Below are 19,971 nucleotides of genomic sequence, written 5' to 3'. Positions count from 1 at the left end.
TGTCCGCAAAATTTTATTTCTCCGCAGTCTGTAGTTCATATCAAGGTCTGATAAGTTTTAAAGGAGAGTTTTTTCCTTATAAAATATGCTATAATTAAACTTATGATGAAAAAGATTTTATGCCTAGTACTGCTCTTTCTGTCTCTCCTTAGCTTTCAAGCCAGAGCCGAGGAACAGTTTGATGTTGCTGCTAAACATGCCATCGCTGTTGAAGCCGATACCGGTAAAATTCTTTATGAAAAGGATGCCGCAAGTCCTGCCGGTATTGCCTCTATTACTAAAATTTTAACGGTCTATCTTGTCTATAAAGAAATCAAGGCCGGAGATCTGACTTGGGACACTAAGGTTAAAATTTCTAATTACCCTTACGGGCTGACAACTGATTACAGTGCCAGCAATGTCCCTATGGAAGCCAGAGAATATACCGTTAAGCAATTAGTAGATGCAGCCATGATTGCCAGTGCTAACAGCGCAGCCATTGCCTTAGCTGAAAAAGTCGGCGGGACAGAACCCAGATTTGTGGATATGATGAAAAAACAGCTTCAGGACTGGGGAATTACAGATGCCAAACTCGTCAATGCTTCCGGACTCAATAATAAACTTTTAGGCGATCATATCTATCCCGGATCCAATTCTGACGAGGAAAACACCATGAGTGCCAAGGATGTGGCTATTATTGCGCGTCATTTAATTAAAGTCTTTCCTCAGATTTTAAAAATCACTAAAAAAACGAGCGGTGATTTTGCCGGCACTAAAATGGACACTTACAATTACATGCTGCCTAACATGCCTTATGCACGCGAAGGAGTTGACGGTCTTAAAACAGGAACAACAGAATTTGCGGGAGCCTCTTTTGTCGCTACCAGTAATGAAAACGGCATGCGTATCATTTCGGTTGTCTTGAATGCAGATAATTCTGATACAGATGACTCTGCCCGTTTCAAAGCAACCAATGATTTGCTCAATTATGTCAGCAATACTTACGAGAAAACAACAGTAATTCGCAAGGGGCAAAGCTACAAAAACAGCACAGCCAAAGTCATTGACGGCAAAAAAAGCAGCGTTCCTGCTGTCGCCAAAGAAGATTTCGTCGTCATCCAGAATAAACTGAGCGACAAAAAGAATACTGTGACTATTAATTCGAAAAAAGAAGGCTATATTGCAGCGGTGAAAAAAGGACAGCTTATCGGGAAAGCCAGCTTTAAAGACAGCAGTCTGGTCGGACAGGGCTATCTTGATTCTCCGCCAACTGTGAAATTGGTTGCTAAAACCGAGGTTAAGCGCAGCTTCTTCCTTAAAGTTTGGTGGAATCATTTTGTTCGGTATGTCAATGAGAAACTTTAGTGAATGCTAGAGTCCTTGCTGGGAAATAAACGATTAACTGCAAAAAGAGCAGGCAAAGAGTTAAAAAACACTCTGCCTGCTCTTTTTAATTGATAAGCGGTCTCTTAAATGGAGCCGGAATCATCAGGATTATCAGAATTTACATCCGTCACTGAAAATTGTGAATCTTTCACCTTATTCCATTTTGAAAATGTTCCGTCTGCTTCTAAATCAAGCTTCCCTTTGTTCCCGCTATAGGACAGCTGCAAGTCGAAGTCTTTCAGATAAAAAGTCTTCTTATCAAAGGTCACTTCAAAGTCTTTTTTCAATTCGCTCTGGCTGATTCCTCTGACATAAAGATTCAGTTCTTCCCTAAATAAAGAAACGATATCTACGTTTTGACTGCGTAAAGTCAGCTTATACTCACTGCCGCTTTGTTTGAGAACCAGATCATCTTCCATAGAATAGAGAACTTTTAAGAAATTAAAGTAACTGGGATTGATGGTATATCGGCCGTCAGGTGTGGCTGAACGCCAGTTGCCGTCTTTTGAACTGCGCACCTGAGCTTTGTTTTTGTCCCCTATAATTTCCTGATAGCGATTGCTGCCATTGACCGTCTCATCAATAACGACATTGGCTCTTTCAATAATGTCACCGGAACTGTTATAGCCTAAATCAGCCGTCATGTGCTGACTTTTATGACCGTTCGAAGTAACGTCTGTGTCCATATTAAAATGCACTGTTTCGATAGCGTCATTGGCCTTTTCAACCTTATCAAAAAAGTCTTCAACAGACATCTTCTTAGCGGTCTTATTGACCTCCTGCTGACTTTTCTTGCTGCTTTCTAAACGCGGAGGAAGGCAGCCAGCCAATAACAGCAGAGCTGTCAAAACAGTTAATAAAATAGAGTATTTTTTCTTCATCATTTCTCCCTTCCAAAGAGGAGCCGCCTCTGTATTTTTATTCTATCATTTTTTGAAAGCCTTTTCAATACGGTTGTCATTCGGCTGTCATCATGTGTTATAATAAAGACAAAGTCAGATTAAACCACTGGAAGAGGCAGTTTATGGAAATCAGAGATATTGAATACGTCAAAGCAATTGTTGATAAAGGCAGTGTCACCAAGGCTGCCCAGGCACTCTACATCACCCAGCCCTCGCTGAGCACCTATATTAAAAATATGCAGCAGCGGCTGGGCTTTGATGTGTTTGTGCAGCACGGCAAAAAATTAGAACTGACCTATCTAGGTGAGGAGTTTCTAAAGTATGGCCTGCAAATTCTGCGTATCCAAGAAAATTTTAACGATACCATGCAAAATGTCCTTGATAACAAGTTTGGCCGCCTGAGACTGGCTATTCCCTTGCTGAGAAGCTCTTATTTAGTGCCTGTCTTACTGCCAAAATTTCATGAACAGTTCCCCAATGTCGAGATTCAGCTAAATGAATCCTCTTCTAAGACCTTTTCGCATTTGATTGAAAACGGCGATGTTGATCTCGCTTTGATGAATCGCACAAAAGAGGGGCGTCAGCAGGAAATTGAGAAAATAAAATCTGAAGAGATTTTATTGGCCCTTCCTGTTGAGCACCCCTTAAGTAAATTTGGCAGGTATGATAATCACGAATCCTACCCTTCTTTAGATTTGCATCTGCTGGCTGACGAGCTCTTTATCTTGCACCAGCCCGATCAATTTTCAAGACAGGTAGCAGATGATATTTTTGCCAAAAATCATTTTCAGCCTCAGCGAGTGCTGGCAACCAGAAATATCGAAACGGCTATTAACTTAGTTGCCAATAATTTTGGCGTCTGTTTTGTCAATGCTTCTCACACCAAGCATCTCAGCATTGGAAATAAGATTCGCTTTTTCTCTCTTAAAGATAAGGTTTATGTCGATTTAATCGTTGCTTATCGAAAGAATCGCAGTCTGCCTTTCTTTGCCAAATCCTTTATTGATATTTGTAAAAAATCCATTTAAATCGGAATAGCTCCAGTCAATACGGCGGTTAATGTCTGCAAGACAAAACTCAGCAGACCCCACTTTAAGTATTCTTTTTGATAGTCGATAAAGCTGACCTCGGTTCTATCAACCAATACATAAAGAAAGGCAACCAAAGGGCTGGCAAATCTGACAGCCTGTCCCATAAGTGAAGCTACTCCGACTTCAACAGGTGTTGCTCCGTAAGAATAAGCTATAGGAGCAATAACCGGCAGGAGTCCAAAATAGAAGGCGTCATTTGGCAGGAAAAAGAGACCCGGTAAAGAAATCAGAGCCAAAATCAGCGGAATATAGCCGCCGAGACTCTGCGGAATCATGGATACCAACTGATGAGCAATCGCACTGCTCATGCCGCTTCCATTGAGAACCCCCATAATAACTCCGGCACCAAAGACCAGGGAAACAGGACCCAAAGCTTCTGCACCATTGGCTAACAAGCGAGAGTTTTGGAGAGATAAATCCTGATAGTTAACAATTAAAGCAATGGCTGTCCCCAGCAAGAATAAGATACCGCCGTTAATCAAATCCATAATCAATAAGACCATAATCGCCAAGGTCAAAAAAAGATTGAAATAGATTAATTTAGGCCGCTTATATTCAACATTGGTCAGAGTTACATCATTAATAATACCCGTCGTTTCGCTTTCTGTCAGGATTCCCTTGCCGGGAACATAACCCAGTCTTTTTCTTTCTCTTTTCCCATAGGTATAGGCTTGAAAAAGACCCAAAAGCGCAGCGACAAACATTCCTGGTAAAACGGGCAGCAAAAATTCTTTAGGGCCGATATTTAAAACAGGCATTGCCCGCGCCATAGGACCGCTCCAGGGAACCAGGTTCATAACAGAATTACCAAAGCCGATGATGGCGGCCAGATAAATCTGCTTCATTCCCATTTTCTTAAACAGCATCAGCATGGCAGCGGTTACAATCAGAACCGTTGTCGTTCCGTCACCGTCTAAAGAGACAGCTAAGGTGATAACAGCTGAGGCAATGGTAATCTTCATAGGGTCACCCTTTGCCCACTTAATCATCATGACTGCCAGCGGATCAAAGAGACCCACATCCAGCATTACAGAGAAATACAAAATGGCAAAGAGTAAAAGAGTAATGGTCGGCGCTACCCCGGTAGTAATCTTACCGGAGCCTGCAACCGCATAATAAAGTCCTTCATAAATCCACTCGAAGGCCTTTAGTACAGGTGCTCCCTTAAAAAGAGCCGCAACAATTCCAAAAATGGTCGGAACTAGGATCAAGCCGACAAAGGGGCTGATTTTCTTTGTCAGAAGCAAGACCATAAACAGAATAATCATTAAATATCCAAGCAGTGCTAACATCGCCTAATCCTCCTCAATAAATGCTGTTCCTACCATAATTTTTCTGGCTGTTCGATAACTTGAAACAGATTTTATCAGAGTTTTATCATTGGTAGTTTCATAATCAATTGAAACCGAAATCTTACCGCTGCTGTGGGCAATTTCTAATTGATTAGCTGATGGTTTATTAACGATTTCGTAAGGAATGGTTCCTTTAATTTTACTGGCTGCACCGGTACATAATGCTCCTGTCAGCGCAATAGATTTATGCGCTTTTTGCATGCTCATCATTCTGACAGCAATATCAAAATCTGCTCCGTCAATTGTTTCCTTTTCTGTGGTGACATAGGTTTTGGGAGCCGAAACAATGGTTAGTTTTGGTACCCCCGGAGTAAGAACCGCACTGTCTTCAAGCTTATCAATAAGTCCCATCAGCTGTGCTGCTCTCCCTCTGATCTCCTCCAGTCTGGCTAAAAGATCAGGATCACTGTCAATCATCTCAGGCGTTTCTGTCCCTTCTAATCCCAAATCTTCTGCCCGAACATAGACTAAGGGATTAGCTGCGTCAACAATTGAAACAACTGCTTCTTGACCATCTTTCAAAACAAGTGTATCTTTGGTATGGCCGGTTGGCAGCAGTTTGCCGCTGAAAGCGCCGGAAGGCTCGACGAACTGCAGCTCGATTTTAAGACCCTTGCCCGGAACACCGGAAATGGCAAAGTCTCCTTCATAGGTGAGTTTCCCATCGGGTGTAGGAATATACTCATTGATAACCTTTTTAGTATTGGTGTTGTAAACACGAACCATTGTTTCCGGCGAGCTTGTTTCCACCAGATGATTTTCAATCGCATAAATTCCTACCGCAGAGGAAATATTGCCGCAGTTTCCTGAGTAAGAAACCACCGGTTTATCAACAGCCACTTGGGCAAAAGTATAATTGACATCCCAGTCAGCCTTTTCTTCTCTGGAAATAATAGCAACCTTACTTGTTGTGGATACGGCTCCGCCTAAGCCGTTGATTTGCCTTATATCCGGACTTCCCATCAGTTTCAGAAGGATCCTATCTCTTGCCTTTTGATCCTCAGGCAGTACTTCGTCAGCGATGAAGACACCTTTACTGGTGCCGCCCCGATAGATACTGACTGGTATTTCTTCCAACATATTTTCACCATCCTTTCTTGGTTCACTACATAACTTTAGGTTTGCTTAAATTTTTGCAAGGAGTGCGGTCAGCTCACTGATATCAATTTCTTCCAGCTTTTCAATTGTCTTAGCAATTTCTTCAGCTAATTCTCTGTCGATATTGGCTGTCAGTGAGTAGTATTTTTCCAAAAGAACATCCCAGCTGGCAGGTCTTGATGTGAATCCTTGATAGTCATCTTTTTCGACTGTATAAACCTGACCGTCCTTGGTTTCAATTTCCAATTTAATGGCCATTTCTGCCGGGAAACGTTCACTAAAGGCAGGATTTTCCCTAACCGCAACTTTTTGCAGCAGATCCTGAACATCCTGCTGTAAAATTCTGTCTTGTTCATATTGGTCTGGCAGCACCTGACCATCCAGATAAGCCACAGCAAGCATGTAAGGAAGCGAGTGATCGGCTTCTTCTTTCAGTCTGATTTGCTTCTTATCTCCTTCTTCACCGCCGCCGATAATATGAAAGGCAACATCAAAAGTATCCAGACGGATTTCCTTAATGTCCTCAGGGGCAAGGTGCTCCTTATTTCTAAATTCAATCAAACCTTCAATAGAAGACTGAGAATGAATTTCGGCATTATAGCGCTTGATAATCGTTTTTAAGACGCGTTCTAAGCCTTCTTTTTCCCAATCAATATCAAATTTACCGGCAATGGTTTCATAGAAACCTTTATTGCCTTCAAATACTTCACGAGGCCCGGTAATGTTATATTTAGCCAACAAGGCAGAAGACATGGCACCGCGCGCAGTATTTGGCGCTGCCAACCCTTTCCAGTTAGATAGGGCACCTGTTCTGGTTACCCGCAAGGAATTATAGCTGGTTCCTGAGATAGCAACAGCATTGGCAATTTGCTTTTCGGTCAAGCCGAGCGCCTTTGCTGCTCCGGCGGCAGCCCCGTAAGCTTCCTGAACCGTATGGTCAAAACCATGTTTTCTGACAGGCGCCTCATCTGACAAGCGGCATTGAATTTGATAAGCAATAGCAAGTCCCAGTAAGAAATCTTTGCCTGTTCCTTGGTTGTGTTCTGTTGCCGCAAGAACAGCCGAAATATTATCTGAAGGATGGCAAGTTTCGCCTTTTGCCAAATAAGAGTCATTGTAGTCCAAATAACGGATAGCGGCTCCATTAAACAAGGCTGCATAATCGGGTGTTGTTTTCCCGCCGCCGATTAAGGTGGCAGAGCCTTCTTGTGTCAGGTCATGTGTCATTTTTTGAATGTTCTTAATAGTCGTGCTGCTGAGAGCTCCCACAGCACAGCCGATTGCATCCAAGACCCTCCCTTTAAGAGCAGCCACTTCTTCTGCGCTGAGATCCTCAAACTTTCTTTCAGCGACCCATTGACCCATTTGTTCAACAACTGTTTTTCCCATTGTTTTTCTCCTTTTTATAAGATACTGAGCCCTTAAGCGATCCAAAGGAAATGCTTGTCTTTTTCCAAAGAATCGCAAGCGGCTTCAATTTTTTGATTACATCAATTATAATGTAACCGGATACATTGTTCAAATTGATATTTTTTATATTTTATATAGTCTAAACCTATGATTCTTCTTTTTTAAGCTGATTTCCACTTCTTTATTTTCTATCCGAACAAAAGAAAAAAGCTTTAGAAACATTGTTGCAACAATGTTTCTAAAGCTTAATTTTTTTGATTAACCGACAGAGCCTTCCATCTCATAAGAAATGAGACGATTGAGCTCTACAGCATATTCCATTGGAAGTTCCTTGGTAAAAGGTTCAACAAAGCCCATGACAATCATCTCAGTGGCTTCTGATTCTGTAAGACCGCGGCTCATCAAATAATAGAGCTGTTCTTCAGAAATTTTTGAAACCTTAGCTTCATGTTCCAGCGCCACCTGTGAATTATGAATTTCATTAAAGGGAATAGTATCCGATGCTGAAATATCATCCATAATAATGGTGTCGCACTCAATATGGCTGACTGACTTCTTGGAAGCTTTATTGAAAGTAACCTGACCGCGGTAGTCCACCTTACCGCCGCCTTTGGCGATAGATTTTGAGACGATGGACGAGGAAGTATGCGGAGCGTTGTGAATCATTTTAGCCCCTGTGTCCTGATGCTGCCCCTGATTGGCAAAAGCAATTGACAGCATGGTGCCGCGTGCTCCCTCACCATCAAGATAAACAGAAGGATACTTCATAGTTGTATGGGCGCCGAGATTGCCGTCAATCCACTCAACGGTCGCGTTTTTAGTTGCCTTGGCCCGTTTAGTAACTAGATTATAGACATTATCCGACCAATTCTGAATGGTTGAATAACGCATATAAGCCCCGTCCAAAGCAAAAATTTCTACAATAGCTGCGTGAAGGCTGGCTGTTGAATAAGTCGGTGCTGTACAGCCTTCAACATAGTGAACGCTGGCACCTTCATCCACAATGATGAGAGTACGTTCAAACTGCCCGCCTCCTTCATTGTTAATACGGAAATAGGTTTGTAAGGGAATATCAACAGTGACACCTTTAGGAACATAGATAAAAGTCCCGCCAGACCAAAAGGCTGAATTCAGCGCAGCCAGTTTATTATCTGTCGGCGGCACTAATTTAGCAAAGTATTTTTTGAAGAGTTCCGGATATTCCTTGAGAGCCGAATCTGTATCTGTAAAGATAATACCGAGTTTATCGTACTCATCTTTCATATTATGATAAACGACTTCTGATTCATATTGGGCAGAAGCGCCGGCTAAAAAGGCACGCTCTGCCTCAGGAATTCCGATTTTTTCAAAAGTGTCCTTGATTTTCTTGGGCACCTCATCCCAAGAACGGGCAGGTTTATCGGTTGGTTTTTGATAATAAATAATATCATCAAAATCAATTCCCGATAAATCCGGACCCCATTCCTGCATGGGCATTTTGTTAAACACTTCCAGAGACTTAAGGCGGAAATCCAGCATCCATTCCGGTTCGCCTTTGATTCGAGACATTTCGCGGACGGCTGCTTCTGTCGGTCCTTTTCCAGTTGTCGCAATAGGCTCTACATCATCGTGAAAGCCAAACTGATAGTCTCCCAAATCAATAGGTTTTGGTTTTACTTGTTCGTTTTCGGGCATAATGTCCTTTCTCTTATTCTTCTAATGTTTCTTGTCTTTCAATAGCTTTTTTCAAAGCATTCCATGCTAAGGTTGAGCATTTGATCCGCTGAGGAAATTTTGAAACGCCTGCAAGAAATTCTGCATCTCCTAATTCTTTTTGCCGCTTGTCTTTTTCTCCTTGAACCATTTTAGAAAAAACATCGGCCAATTCAAGCGCTTCTTCTTTGGTCTTTCCGATCACTGCATCTGTCATCATACTGGACGAAGCTGTTGAGATGGTGCAGCCTTCACCTGCAAAAGCAATGTCTGCAATGCGGTCGCCGTCAAATTTAACAGACAGACTAATCACATCGCCGCAAGTCGGATTATTGAGATTGACCTGCTCTACACCTTCTAAAAAACCGTGATGATGGGGATTTTTTGAATGATCCCCGACAACAGCCATATAAAGACTATCTAATCTTGAGAGTGCCATTAAAGAACTCCTTTGTTTTGATGATTGCTTCCACCAATTTATCGCAATCTTCCTTTGTGTTGTAAATATAAAAGCTGGCCCGCGCTGCTGAAGAGATGCCCAGATGATTGATCAAAGGCTGAGCACAGTGGTGCCCCGCACGAACGGCAACTCCTTCATAATCAAGCGCCGTTGCTGCATCATGAGGATGAAGTCCGGCAATATTGAAAGCAATAACGCCGGAACGCTCAGAAGCATCTTGAGGACCGTAAATGGTTACACCTTCAATGGCCTGCAGTTTAGGCAGGACATAGCGGACTAATTCCTGTTCGTAAGCATGAATATTGTCCATCCCCAGATTTTCAAGATAGTCAACTGCTGCTCCCAAAGCAATGGCATCAGCAATATTAGGAGTGCCTGCTTCGAATTTCCAAGGAAGCTCCTTCCAAGTCGCTTCTTGCTCATAGACAAAATCAATCATCTCACCGCCAAATTCGACAGGGCTCATCTGATTGAGCAGCTCCTCTTTACCATAGAGAACACCAATACCTGTCGGACCCAGCATTTTATGACCTGAAAAAGCCAGAAAATCACAGTCCAAATCTTGAACATCAATACTCATATGAGGAACAGACTGAGCCCCATCAACAACCATATAAGCTCCGTGCTGATGGGCCAGCAGCGCTGCTTTTTTAATTGGATTGATGCATCCCAGCACATTTGAAACATGGGCAAGACTGACGAATTTGGTCTTATCGCTGATTTTATTCTCAAGATCAAGCATATCCAGCTGACCGTCTTTTAGATAGACATAAACCAGTTTAGCGCCGGTCTTGCGGCAAGCCTGCTGCCAAGGTATGATATTGGAGTGGTGCTCCATAATTGAGACAACTACTTCATCTCCCGGCTGCAGCACTTCTTCTGCAAACCGTGCCAACCAGTTAAGACCGGTGGTAGTTCCTCTTGTAAAAAGGACTTCCTTGGTTGATTTAGCTTTAATAAAGGCACGCAATTTCTCACGCGCGGCCTCATATTCATGTGTCGCCCGCTCTGCTAAAGTGTGAACCCCGCGGTGCACATTGGCGTTGTCCTGATGGTAATAATCGCTCAAACAAGTCAGAACCTGATTGGGCTTTTGTGTGGTTGCAGCATTATCCAGATAAACCAGCGGTTCATCGTTAACATACTGGTCTAAAATCGGAAAATCCTGCCTGATTTTTTGAATATCTAACTTAGCCATTTTATCTCTTGTCCAATTTTTCATCGAGGACAGCTATCATTTCATCACGCACGGCCTTAATCGGAATTTCAGTAATAACAGTTCCAAGGAAACCGCGAATAACCAAACGTTCAGCTGTCTCCTTATCAATGCCGCGGCTCATCAGATAGTACATGTCTTCCGGATCAACCTGACCGATAGAAGCCGCGTGTCCTGCCGTAACCTCATTTTCATCAATCAGCAAAATAGGGTTGGCATCACTTCTGGCCTTATCAGACAGCATGAGAACACGGCTTTCCTGCTGAGCATCTGCGCCTTTTGCACCCTTGATAATATGGCCGATACCATTAAAGGTAAGAGTTCCGCGCTCTAAGATAACCCCGTGCTGAAGAATATGTCCGACGGAATTATTCCCATAGTTGGTTACCCGCGTATCAATTCCTTGAACCTGACGGCCGCTTGAAGCAGCGACAACTTTGAGCTCTGCATGACTGCCGTTTCCTATCAAATCACTGTCAAAGTCGGCAATAACATTGCCTTCATTCATAACACCGAGCGCCCAGTCAATGCTGGCATCATTGCCCAGACGGCCGCGGCGGCTGATATAAGTTGTCAGATGCTCGCCCAAACGGTCAATAGCTGAGAACTTAACCTGACTGCCGTCCTGTGCCAGAACTTCGACGGCAATGTTAGCACTGGTTTTAACATCACCTTCACCGATTGTTTCAAAGCGCTCCAAATAACTCACTTTAGCGTTGCGCCCGGCAATAATTAAAATATGCTTATTGAAAGGAACATCACTTGTACTGTCTTGCAGAAAAATACCTTCAATGGGCAGATCCACTTCAACATTATCCGGCACATAAAGGACAGCTCCGCTGTTAAAATAAGCTGTGTGGTAGGCTGCCAATTTATCCTCATCAAATTTGAGAGCTGTAGCAAAATGTTTCTCAACAATCTGCGGGATTTCCTCCAAGGCTGAATGAAAATCGGTGAAGACCACACCTTGTTCAGCCAGCGCTGCAGGCAGACTTTCTAAGACTGTCTGGGTACCCAGCTGAACCAACTTAGGATTGTCTCCCACAGCAGTAAAATCAGGAACATTGGCGGAAACAGGACTTTCTGAAATCGTTCCGTCACCGAGGTTCCAACGCCGAAATTTGACCCGTTCAATTTTTGGCAGATCCAAGTCATCAATTTTATCAAAGGCCGCCAAACGCCGCTCTTGCAGCCATTTAGGCTCTGCCTTTGACTGTGAAAAATTTAAAATAGATTCTCTTGTCATTTGTTACTCCTTTTTCTGATCTGTTAGAAGTTACAAATTAGACTTCTTCGCTGTATTCAAGACCGAGTTCTTCAGCGATTTGAGCATAACCCTCTTTTTCAAGACGAGCAGCCAGCTCTGCCCCGCCTGACAATACAACACGCCCATCCATCATCACATGCACGACATCCGGCGTAATATAGTTAAGCAGGCGCTGATAGTGAGTAATAATCATAGCACCGAAGTTTTCACCGCGCATAGCATTAACACCTTTAGAAACCACCTTAAGTGCATCAATGTCAAGACCAGAGTCAATTTCATCAAGGAGGGCAAACTTAGGCTCCAGCATCAGCAGCTGAAGGATTTCATTGCGCTTTTTCTCACCGCCTGAGAAACCTTCATTAAGGTAACGTTCAGCCATTTCTTCTTTCATGCCGAGAAGTTCCATTTTTTCATCTAATTTGGTAATAAAATCACGGACAGAAACCTTATCATCATCTTCTCTGCCGGCATTCATAGCCGCACGGATAAACTCAGCATTAGTGATTCCCGGAATTTCAGACGGGTACTGCATAGCAAGAAAAAGCCCCAAACGAGCGCGCTCATCGACTTCCATCTCCAGGATATTTTCACCGTCCAAAAGCACCTCTCCTTGTGTGACTTCAAAGGCGGGATTTCCCATGATAGCTGCCGAAAGGGTTGATTTCCCTGTTCCGTTAGGACCCATAACAGCGGCAATCTCTCCGGTTTTAAGCGTCAGATTAACTCCCTTCAAAATTTCTTTATCTTCAATAGACACATGAAGATCTTTTATCTCTAGTACAGACATAGTACACTCCTTTCATCTTATCAGTAATCATTATAACAAAAAAAGTCCGATTGGACTTTTCTCGCGTTCATAAATTACTTTTTCTTCTTTTGGCGATGTTTGGCAACCACTGACTGACGGTAGTCGCTGTTTCCGATAAAGGCCAGAAGCTTAAACAGCGGTGTTCGCTTGGGCCCCCAAAACTCCAAACCTTCGATGAAGACTTCCAAAGCAAAGCCAACCCCCAGCATAAGGAGAATCCCCCCCAGACGGCTGGAGATATTTAGCAGCAGGGAGACAAGGGAAAAGAACATGGCAATACCATAGACGACTAAAACGGCTCCGCGATGCGTAAAGCCCATAGCCAGCAGTCTATGGTGCAGGTGCATGTTATCCGCTTCATAAAACTTTTTCCCTGACAAAGTCCGCCTAATAATAGCAACACCTGTATCCACAATCGGCACTCCCAGAACGATAATCGGCGTCACCACAGCAACCGCCGTGGCATTTTTCAGCCCTTGCAGCGACAAAACTGAAATCATAAAGCCAATAAAGAGAGCACCGGTATCCCCGAGATAAATGATGGCGGGATGGTAATTATAGGGGAAAAAACCGGCGATAGCAAAAATCAAAACAAAAATGGTAAAGGTTAAAAAGATATCGGAATCATACAGGAAAAAGTAGGAAACCAAACCCATGGTTGTCAGACTGATAATGGAGACACCGCTGACTAAACCGTCTAAGCCGTCAATCAAATTAACTGCATTCGTAATAGCCACGACCCATAAAATAGTCAGAAAGAAACTTAAAAAGGGGTTAAACTGCAGCATAGGGCCGCCAAAAGGAATTTTAAAGCTGTCAAAACGAAAGTCCGTAAAACTCCAGATAATAACGGCCCCGATTAGAATACCCAGAAACTTTGCTTTGGGCGACAGTTCATAGACATCATCAAGAAAACCGGTCAGCATAACCACCAAACTTCCGATAACAACCGGCAGTATATATTCAAAATAGGACTGACCCCAGATCTGCGTTTTTAAAATCATGGGCATCAGCACCAGCGCAGAGATAGTAAAGGAAATAACAATGGCCAGTCCGCCGGCACTGGGCATAGGAACCTTGTTGATCCGTCTGGCGTTAGGATTGTCCACTGCGCCCACTCTGAAAGATAAAAATCTGACTAAAGGTGTCAAAATAAGGGACATCAGCAACGTCGCAATCAATACGAGAACAAATTTTAGTGTAATTGGTATCATCTATGTCATCCAATCATTTGTAGTTCTTGCAGAGCATCTGACATAATAAGCTGAACGCCGTGTTCTAACAGATAAGCCCGCGTCTTAGTCCCTTTGTCAGCATGTTCTAACATTCTGGCAAACATCAGATCAGCATAATAATCCGGCTTGTTTTCAAGACTGAGAAGAATGGTCATGTGATAGGCATCGGCTTCCTTAAAAAGTTCTGATGCTTCAACATCATAATCAACTGTTTTAGCAAAGCTAACCGCTTCTTTCAAGCTTGGAAAATCCAGCACAAAATGGATATAGTCCGGCTGATCGCTCTCTTCTTTTTGTTTTTGGGCTTCCTCTTCTTCTTTTCTTTCTGCTTCGGCCAGTTTATCCAAAGCCGCCGTATCGCCTTTTTCTCTCATGGTTTCTTCCAGAGTTTTGAAGAAATCTTCAGGAGACATTTTTGAGATATCGTCAAAGTCAGACAAGTCCTCTAAATTAAGGTTTTTATTGATCTCTGATTTGGTCACAAAAACATCTATACGGTCATTTCTCGGTGTCACACGAAAGCTTAGCATGCCGCTGTCTTTAAAATTCTCAGGCAGATCTAATTCATCCATAACAGTATAGAAAAATTCTTCTGTTTTTTCCTGCGGAATCAAGAAGTCTTTTAATTCCATGCCTCTTTCTTCCAAATCTTCCATGCTGATGGTGATTTTTAGCGTTGTTTCGCTGATTTGTTTCATTTCCATAGTCTTTACCTCATGCGAGTAGTTATTTCATTATACAAGAAAAGCCTATTTTTTTCAATTTTGGAGAAGAAAAACAGCAAAAGCAGCCGGCTTAACCAAAAATGGCTGTAATCAGGCCATACATTACCAAGAGAGCACCCAGGCCAATACGGTATTTTCCAAAGAAAGTGAAGTCATGATTTTTAACATAATCTGTCAGGAAGCGAATAACGTAAAGACTGACTGCAAAAGCGACCAGCATAGCAACCAGCAGGATAAGAAGCTGACTGCCCATTAACACGGTACCTGTTTTAATGAATTTAAAAATCTTATACAGACTGGCACCAAACATAATCGGAATACCTAGGAAAAAGGTAAATTCCGTCGCAACTTCCCGGCTGGTACCCACTAGAATCCCGCCTAGGATAGTCGCTCCTGAACGGCTGGTACCCGGAATGAGGGAGAGAACCTGAAACAGTCCGATATAAATGGCTGTCTTATAGGGCATATTGGCTAAGCGAGTGACGACAGGCTCAATGCCTTCATGACGCTTTTCCACATAAATAAAGGCGATACCGTAGATAATCAGCATCAAAGCTACGGTGAAAAAGTTTTGAAAATGCGCATCCAGCCAGTCGTTTATTTTCAAACCAATAACAGCTGCCGGCAAGGCGGCAACAATGACTTTGAGCCAAAGCTGCCAAGTCAGCTGCACTTCACGCTTTGTTTTTCCCTTTTTAAAAGGATTCAGTCTGTCAAAATAAATGACGACAACGGCCAAAATGGCTCCCAGCTGAATGACCACATTAAACATGTTGGTAAAAGGAGCATTGGCATCCTTAAATTTAATAAATTCCTCCACCAGGATCAAGTGACCGGTGCTGGAAATGGGCAGCCATTCCGTGATGCCTTCTACGATTCCGAAAATAATGGCCTTGATGATTTCAATTAATAACATATAGTCTCCTTTTATTTACTTTGAACGGCTCAGCGGCAAAAGCCTGTGGCTCAAAAGGCTCCGCCTCCGCCTCCTCCGCCTCCTCCGGAGAAGCCGCCGCCTATTGAGCCTCCTGACGACACCGAAAAGTTTGAAGCCATGCCGGCGACCGAGGTATAGCTTGACAAATAACCAGCCGACAGGCCCACATAATAACCGGGGTTGATATCGATATAGCTGTTCATCTGCGGATTATCAAGTTTGATGTCTTTAACTTTTAGATAGTCCTGCACTTGATCGGCATAGCCGAATAAGGTCGCATAAACCAGAATCCGGTTCCAGACAACAACACCTTCTAAGTCAACATCATCAAATGTCTTCACATCGCGAATCATATTTCTAAAGGCATCCCAGCCCTGTCTGACGATAAGACCTTCCTCAGTCAGAAGACCGGCGATCTTATAATAATCATCTTTGCGCGAACAAATAATCAAAAAGATTAAGGATAAGACAACCATCATGCCATTGGTTCCCAGACCAAACCAGTAGCCCTTAACCAGACTGAAGATGGCTACAGCTAAGCCAAAAAATAAAACAAGGACTGTAAGCAAATAAACTGTAGTTAGGAGAGACTGCTCTTTTTCTGTCCTATCGCGGTGGAGATTTTCCAATCCTAGCTTTTCAATAGCCTCTGTAATCTGATTATCTAACTTTTGAACACGTTTTTCAAACAAATTAAGAATCTTTGTGCCCTTCCGGCGAATTTGTGTTTGGCTGCTGTTTTTGAAAGAGCTCTTGTCTATTTTATAGTCAGCAAAAGCATCTTCAATCGGCATGGCACCTTCCCCGTAAACAAAAGTGATAAGTGCCTGCTCATAGGGCTCCAGCTGATGCTGTTCAGAAATGCTAAAATACTTGTGATCATCGGAGATTTTAAGCTTTCCTTGATCAATTAAATCCAACAGACCAGCCTGAACTAATTCCTTGAAGCCCAGATCATAGTGGCGGCGTTGCCCCTTTAAGGGAGCGAGCTCCTTGATTTCTAAATCATAAACATAGCGTGCCAAAAGCAGGGGAGATAAGTCTGCCGGCGGACTGAAGAGATGGGTATGCTTAGAAACCTTTTTCTGTCCCAGCATCTTTTGCCAGATGATATAAAGGATGACAGAAAGCAGCAGTAAACCAAAAGCAATAAGCGGCAAGAGCTTACCGACAAGGAAAGGATAGAATTGCTGCTTGCGGGCAATTTCCTTTTCAACAGCCTGAAACTTGCCTAAATTTTTACCGGACGCAGCGGCAGCAAGAGAAAACGCCGAACTTGGCCAGTAAGCATGCAGCTCCACTTTTTTGCCTTCGCCTAAATGATTGAGGCTTATTTTATAGGTATCGCTTTTGCGGCTGACCTTAGGCTGCCTTTTAAAATAGCCTGTGTGCGCGTAGAGCTTGCTGCCTTTGAGTGAACTTCCCGGCCCTTTAACAGTCAGGACAACCTTATCCAAGGCAGCATCCCAGTCACTGATTGGCACCCAATTAAGCTCAGCAATATCAGAATAGACACTCGTTAAATGTTTAATTTCCCAGTTCAAAGACAGGACAATGCGATCCCCGCTCCTGCCGCTATTATAAACTTTGACACGATAACCATCAGACAGTTTTTCAACTTCTGCACCAACTAACCGATCATGAAGCCGGCCGTTTTTATCCATTGTATAGGCCCTGATCTTAGGACGACTGTTAATCTTAAAACCTTTAGGAACATTCCCAGCCGTTCCTAAAGTAACATACTGTCCCTTATACCTGGAATCAAATTTGTAAACAATTTTCTGATGAAAATCAGCGCTGTTATCCTTATTAACAGTCAGATCCCCCTTATAAAGACGGATGCTGTAATTAACATCGTCAGCCGCAGCCAGACCGGATATCATCAAACTGCAGCAGATGGTCAAAAGTAGCAGTAATTTTTTCATATGCTCTCTCCCAAAAATCCTTTTCCCTATTCTATCATAAAAACTGTTTAAAGATAAACTTTGTTTATATTCAGCCACCCATATTGAAATACAGCTCTTTTTCCTGTAAAATGATAGAGGAAAAATTTTATACAGGAGTCTTCTAATGAAAAAGACATTTTTAAGCTGTCTTGCTGCTCTTTTTATACTGTTTGCAGGTATGACAAGAGCTCAGGCAGATGAGTATTTACGTGTTGGGATGGAGGCTGCTTATGCTCCTTTCAACTGGACCCAAGACACCAGCCGCAACGGCGCTGTTCCAATTGAAGGCACAAAGCAGTATGCCAACGGTTATGATGTGCAGACAGCTAAAAAAATTGCCAAGGCTTTAGGCAAAAAGCCGTTAATTGTAAAAACGAAATGGGAGGGACTTGTGCCGGCCCTGACATCCGGTAAAATCGATATGATTATCGCCGGCATGAGCCCGACAGAAGAACGCAAAAAGCAAATTGCCTTTTCTGACAGCTATTATACCAGCGAGCCCGTTCTTGTGGTTCGCAAAGACGGAAAATATGCTAAAGCTGAGAGCCTTGATGACTTTTCAGGTGCCAAGGTAACCTCTCAGCAAGGCGTTTACCTTTATAATCTTATCAGCCAGATTCCTGACGTTTCGCAGGAAACAGCCATGGGAGACTTTTCTCAGATGAGACAGGCCTTAGCTTCTAACGTTATTGATGCTTATGTCTCCGAGCGGCCTGAGGCTACTTCATCTATCAAAGCCAATAAAGATTTTAAAATGGTCTCTTTGAAGAAGGGCTTTAAGGTCAGTGCATCTGACGTTGCCATCGCTGTTGGTATGCGTAAAGGCGATCCGCGCTTGGGGCAGGTTAATGCAGCCCTCGCTCAGTTTCCTTTAAAAGAGCAGATTGCTTTGATGGATAAGATCATTCCGCTGCAGCCCAGTCATGATGACAGCAGCCAAGGAAAAACTAAAACCAGCTTTTTTAATCAGGTCAGCAAGATTCTTAAAAACAACTGGAAAGCTCTGCTGCGCGGAACCGGAGTAACCCTGCTGATTTCAATCATCGGTACGATTGCAGGGCTCCTTATCGGTCTTTTAATCGGCGTCTACCGCACAGCACCAAAAGCCTCCAATCTTATCTTGGCTTGGCTGCAAAAACTTTTCGGCTGGCTGCTCAATGTCTATATTGAAGTCTTCCGCGGAACGCCAATGATTGTACAGGCCATGGTTATCTATTACGGTACCGCCCAAGCTTTCGGTGTCTCCCTTGACCGTACGCTGGCTGCGATTTTCATCGTTTCCATCAATACCGGAGCCTACATGAGTGAAATTGTCCGCGGCGGTATCTTTGCCGTTGATAAAGGGCAGTTCGAAGCTGCAACAGCCCTTGGTTTCACCCATGGGCAAACCATGAGAAAAATTGTGCTTCCTCAGGTTATCCGCAATATTCTGCCAGCTACGGGCAATGAATTCGTTATCAATATCAAAGATACATCAGTCTTGAATGTTATCTCCGTTGTGGAACTTTATTTCTCCGGAAACACCGTAGCCACACAAACCTACCAATATTTCCAAACGTTCTTTATTATCGCTGTTATCTATTTCATTTTAACCTTCACAGTGACGCGGATTCTTCGCTTGATTGAGAGAAAGATGGACCAAGATAATTATACCCAAATTGAAGGAGAGGCTCATTAATGACCGATACTATTTTAGAAATCAAACATTTAAAAAAATCCTTCGGCAAAAACGAGGTCCTCAAGGATATTTCTCTGACTGTCAACAAGGGAGAGGTCATCTCAATCATCGGTTCCTCGGGTTCCGGTAAATCCACTTTGCTGCGCTCGATCAACCTGCTTGAAGAGCCCAGCGGCGGTGAAATTCTCTACCGCGGCCAAAACGTCCTCGAAAAGGGGTATGACCTGACAAAATACCGTGAAAATCTAGGTATGGTCTTTCAATCTTTCAATTTGTTCAACAACCTCAATGTTTTGGAAAATGCCATTGTCGCTCAAACCACCGTTCTCAAGCGGCCGCATGCCGAGGCTGAAAAAATCGCCAAGGAAAACCTCAACAAGGTCGGAATGACTGAGCAGTACTGGAAAGCAAAACCCAGTCAGCTCTCCGGCGGCCAAAAGCAGCGTGTCGCTATTGCCCGTGCCTTGTCTGTCAACCCTGAAGCCATTCTTTTTGATGAGCCGACCTCCGCTCTTGACCCTGAAATGGTCGGAGAGGTCTTAAAAACAATTAAAGATCTGGCTCAGTCAGGGCTCACCATGCTGATTGTTACGCATGAAATGGACTTTGCCCGCGATGTATCAGACCGCGTGATCTTTATGGACCAAGGAGTTATTGCCGAAAGCGGCACTCCTCAGCAAATCTTTGAAAACCCTAAGGAAGAAAGAACTAAGATTTTCTTACAGCGTTTTTTGAAATAGGGAAGGATATAAATTTCTTATTAGCTGATTTTACTAGACACCAAACGGG

17 protein-coding genes are annotated in these 19,971 nt (G+C 43.2%); 4 read left to right on the top strand and 13 right to left on the bottom strand.

Annotated elements, in window-relative coordinates; translation table 11 throughout:
• Nucleotides 1–105 precede the first annotated feature (105 nt).
• A complete protein-coding gene (gene pbp3 / locus G573_RS0104095; protein ID WP_027975518.1) occupies nt 106–1,344 on the top strand; it encodes a D-alanyl-D-alanine carboxypeptidase PBP3 in 1,239 nt (412 codons plus the stop codon).
• A gap of 104 nt (nt 1,345–1,448) precedes the next feature.
• On the opposite strand, the gene G573_RS0104090 is transcribed toward pbp3, so the two are convergent.
• Nucleotides 1,449–2,246 carry a DUF6612 family protein gene (locus G573_RS0104090; RefSeq protein WP_027975517.1) on the bottom strand — a complete coding sequence of 266 codons (798 nt, stop codon included), beginning with the start codon at nt 2,244–2,246 and terminating at the stop codon, nt 1,449–1,451.
• A 143-nt stretch (nt 2,247–2,389) separates the two neighbouring features.
• Here G573_RS0104090 and G573_RS0104085 point away from each other — a divergent pair, with 143 nt between their 5' ends.
• Nucleotides 2,390–3,295: a LysR family transcriptional regulator gene (locus tag G573_RS0104085; protein ID WP_027975516.1), complete on the top strand. Its 906-nt coding sequence runs from the start codon at nt 2,390–2,392 to the stop codon at nt 3,293–3,295.
• On the opposite strand, the gene G573_RS0104080 is transcribed toward G573_RS0104085, so the two are convergent.
• From G573_RS0104080 to G573_RS0104025, 12 genes are all read right to left on the bottom strand, one after another.
• On the bottom strand, nt 3,292–4,650 hold the full coding sequence (locus tag G573_RS0104080; protein ID WP_027975515.1) for a CitMHS family transporter: 1,359 nt from the start codon (nt 4,648–4,650) through the stop codon (nt 3,292–3,294). The two genes, G573_RS0104085 and G573_RS0104080, sit on opposite strands and share 4 nt — an antisense overlap.
• Before the next feature lie 3 nt (nt 4,651–4,653).
• Complete coding sequence (locus G573_RS0104075; protein ID WP_027975514.1) at nt 4,654–5,790, bottom strand: 2-methylaconitate cis-trans isomerase PrpF family protein; 1,137 nt, start codon at nt 5,788–5,790, stop codon at nt 4,654–4,656.
• A gap of 45 nt (nt 5,791–5,835) precedes the next feature.
• Nucleotides 5,836–7,197, bottom strand: coding sequence for an MmgE/PrpD family protein (locus G573_RS0104070; RefSeq protein ID WP_027975513.1), 1,362 nt, complete (start codon nt 7,195–7,197; stop codon nt 5,836–5,838).
• Between the two features lie 279 nt (nt 7,198–7,476).
• Complete coding sequence (sufB, locus tag G573_RS0104065) at nt 7,477–8,892, bottom strand: Fe-S cluster assembly protein SufB (protein WP_027975512.1); 1,416 nt, start codon at nt 8,890–8,892, stop codon at nt 7,477–7,479.
• Between the two features lie 13 nt (nt 8,893–8,905).
• Nucleotides 8,906–9,349 (bottom strand): Fe-S cluster assembly sulfur transfer protein SufU, encoded by a 444-nt coding sequence (gene sufU, locus G573_RS0104060; protein ID WP_027975511.1) that lies wholly within the window; start codon nt 9,347–9,349, stop codon nt 8,906–8,908.
• Nucleotides 9,327–10,568, bottom strand: a complete 1,242-nt coding sequence (locus G573_RS0104055; protein WP_027975510.1) for a cysteine desulfurase — start codon at nt 10,566–10,568, stop codon at nt 9,327–9,329. Before G573_RS0104055 ends, sufU begins: the two co-directional genes overlap by 23 nt.
• A 1-nt stretch (nt 10,569) precedes the next feature.
• Nucleotides 10,570–11,832, bottom strand: coding sequence for a Fe-S cluster assembly protein SufD (gene sufD, locus G573_RS0104050; protein WP_027975509.1), 1,263 nt, complete (start codon nt 11,830–11,832; stop codon nt 10,570–10,572).
• Nucleotides 11,833–11,869: 37 nt separating this feature from the next.
• Nucleotides 11,870–12,640, bottom strand: coding sequence for a Fe-S cluster assembly ATPase SufC (sufC, locus tag G573_RS0104045; protein WP_027975508.1), 771 nt, complete (start codon nt 12,638–12,640; stop codon nt 11,870–11,872).
• A gap of 74 nt (nt 12,641–12,714) precedes the next feature.
• Entirely contained in the window at nt 12,715–13,875 is a 1,161-nt protein-coding gene (locus G573_RS0104040; RefSeq protein WP_027975507.1) for a glycosyltransferase family 4 protein, read from the bottom strand.
• Between the two features lie 5 nt (nt 13,876–13,880).
• The gene (gene mecA / locus G573_RS0104035; protein WP_027975506.1) at nt 13,881–14,600 is read right to left on the bottom strand and encodes an adaptor protein MecA; all 720 of its coding nucleotides are present in this window, start codon (nt 14,598–14,600) and stop codon (nt 13,881–13,883) included.
• A 91-nt stretch (nt 14,601–14,691) separates the two neighbouring features.
• Nucleotides 14,692–15,537: an undecaprenyl-diphosphate phosphatase gene (locus G573_RS0104030; RefSeq protein ID WP_027975505.1), complete on the bottom strand. Its 846-nt coding sequence runs from the start codon at nt 15,535–15,537 to the stop codon at nt 14,692–14,694.
• A gap of 50 nt (nt 15,538–15,587) precedes the next feature.
• On the bottom strand, nt 15,588–17,483 hold the full coding sequence (locus G573_RS0104025; protein ID WP_027975504.1) for a DUF2207 domain-containing protein: 1,896 nt from the start codon (nt 17,481–17,483) through the stop codon (nt 15,588–15,590).
• Between the two features lie 145 nt (nt 17,484–17,628).
• Here G573_RS0104025 and G573_RS0104020 point away from each other — a divergent pair, with 145 nt between their 5' ends.
• Complete coding sequence (locus G573_RS0104020; RefSeq protein ID WP_027975503.1) at nt 17,629–19,182, top strand: ABC transporter substrate-binding protein/permease; 1,554 nt, start codon at nt 17,629–17,631, stop codon at nt 19,180–19,182.
• Complete coding sequence (locus G573_RS0104015) at nt 19,182–19,922, top strand: amino acid ABC transporter ATP-binding protein (protein WP_027975502.1); 741 nt, start codon at nt 19,182–19,184, stop codon at nt 19,920–19,922. Before G573_RS0104020 ends, G573_RS0104015 begins: the two co-directional genes overlap by 1 nt.
• Nucleotides 19,923–19,971: the final 49 nt, after the last annotated feature.

It is taken from the genome of Streptococcus devriesei DSM 19639, from assembly GCF_000423725.1.
Classification (GTDB): Bacteria; Bacillota; Bacilli; order Lactobacillales; family Streptococcaceae; genus Streptococcus; species Streptococcus devriesei.
Note: the sequence above shows the minus strand (reverse complement) of the source record. Positions and strands in the feature narration are given on the sequence as shown.

What these genes read in the sequence shown, in the direction of transcription:
- G573_RS0104020 (WP_027975503.1), top strand. Translation starts at nt 17,629, where the DNA reads ATGAAAAAGACATTTTTAAGCTGTCTTGCTGCTCTTTTTATACTGTTT.
- G573_RS0104070 (WP_027975513.1), bottom strand. Translation starts at nt 7,197, where the DNA reads ATGGGAAAAACAGTTGTTGAACAAATGGGTCAATGGGTCGCTGAAAGA.
- mecA (WP_027975506.1), bottom strand. Translation starts at nt 14,600, where the DNA reads ATGGAAATGAAACAAATCAGCGAAACAACGCTAAAAATCACCATCAGC.
- G573_RS0104075 (WP_027975514.1), bottom strand. Translation starts at nt 5,790, where the DNA reads ATGTTGGAAGAAATACCAGTCAGTATCTATCGGGGCGGCACCAGTAAA.
- G573_RS0104080 (WP_027975515.1), bottom strand. Translation starts at nt 4,650, where the DNA reads ATGTTAGCACTGCTTGGATATTTAATGATTATTCTGTTTATGGTCTTG.
- G573_RS0104025 (WP_027975504.1), bottom strand. Translation starts at nt 17,483, where the DNA reads ATGAAAAAATTACTGCTACTTTTGACCATCTGCTGCAGTTTGATGATA.
- G573_RS0104015 (WP_027975502.1), top strand. Translation starts at nt 19,182, where the DNA reads ATGACCGATACTATTTTAGAAATCAAACATTTAAAAAAATCCTTCGGC.
- G573_RS0104085 (WP_027975516.1), top strand. Translation starts at nt 2,390, where the DNA reads ATGGAAATCAGAGATATTGAATACGTCAAAGCAATTGTTGATAAAGGC.
- sufD (WP_027975509.1), bottom strand. Translation starts at nt 11,832, where the DNA reads ATGACAAGAGAATCTATTTTAAATTTTTCACAGTCAAAGGCAGAGCCT.
- G573_RS0104090 (WP_027975517.1), bottom strand. Translation starts at nt 2,246, where the DNA reads ATGAAGAAAAAATACTCTATTTTATTAACTGTTTTGACAGCTCTGCTG.
- sufB (WP_027975512.1), bottom strand. Translation starts at nt 8,892, where the DNA reads ATGCCCGAAAACGAACAAGTAAAACCAAAACCTATTGATTTGGGAGAC.
- pbp3 (WP_027975518.1), top strand. Translation starts at nt 106, where the DNA reads ATGAAAAAGATTTTATGCCTAGTACTGCTCTTTCTGTCTCTCCTTAGC.
- G573_RS0104030 (WP_027975505.1), bottom strand. Translation starts at nt 15,537, where the DNA reads ATGTTATTAATTGAAATCATCAAGGCCATTATTTTCGGAATCGTAGAA.
- G573_RS0104055 (WP_027975510.1), bottom strand. Translation starts at nt 10,568, where the DNA reads ATGGCTAAGTTAGATATTCAAAAAATCAGGCAGGATTTTCCGATTTTA.
- G573_RS0104040 (WP_027975507.1), bottom strand. Translation starts at nt 13,875, where the DNA reads ATGATACCAATTACACTAAAATTTGTTCTCGTATTGATTGCGACGTTG.
- sufC (WP_027975508.1), bottom strand. Translation starts at nt 12,640, where the DNA reads ATGTCTGTACTAGAGATAAAAGATCTTCATGTGTCTATTGAAGATAAA.
- sufU (WP_027975511.1), bottom strand. Translation starts at nt 9,349, where the DNA reads ATGGCACTCTCAAGATTAGATAGTCTTTATATGGCTGTTGTCGGGGAT.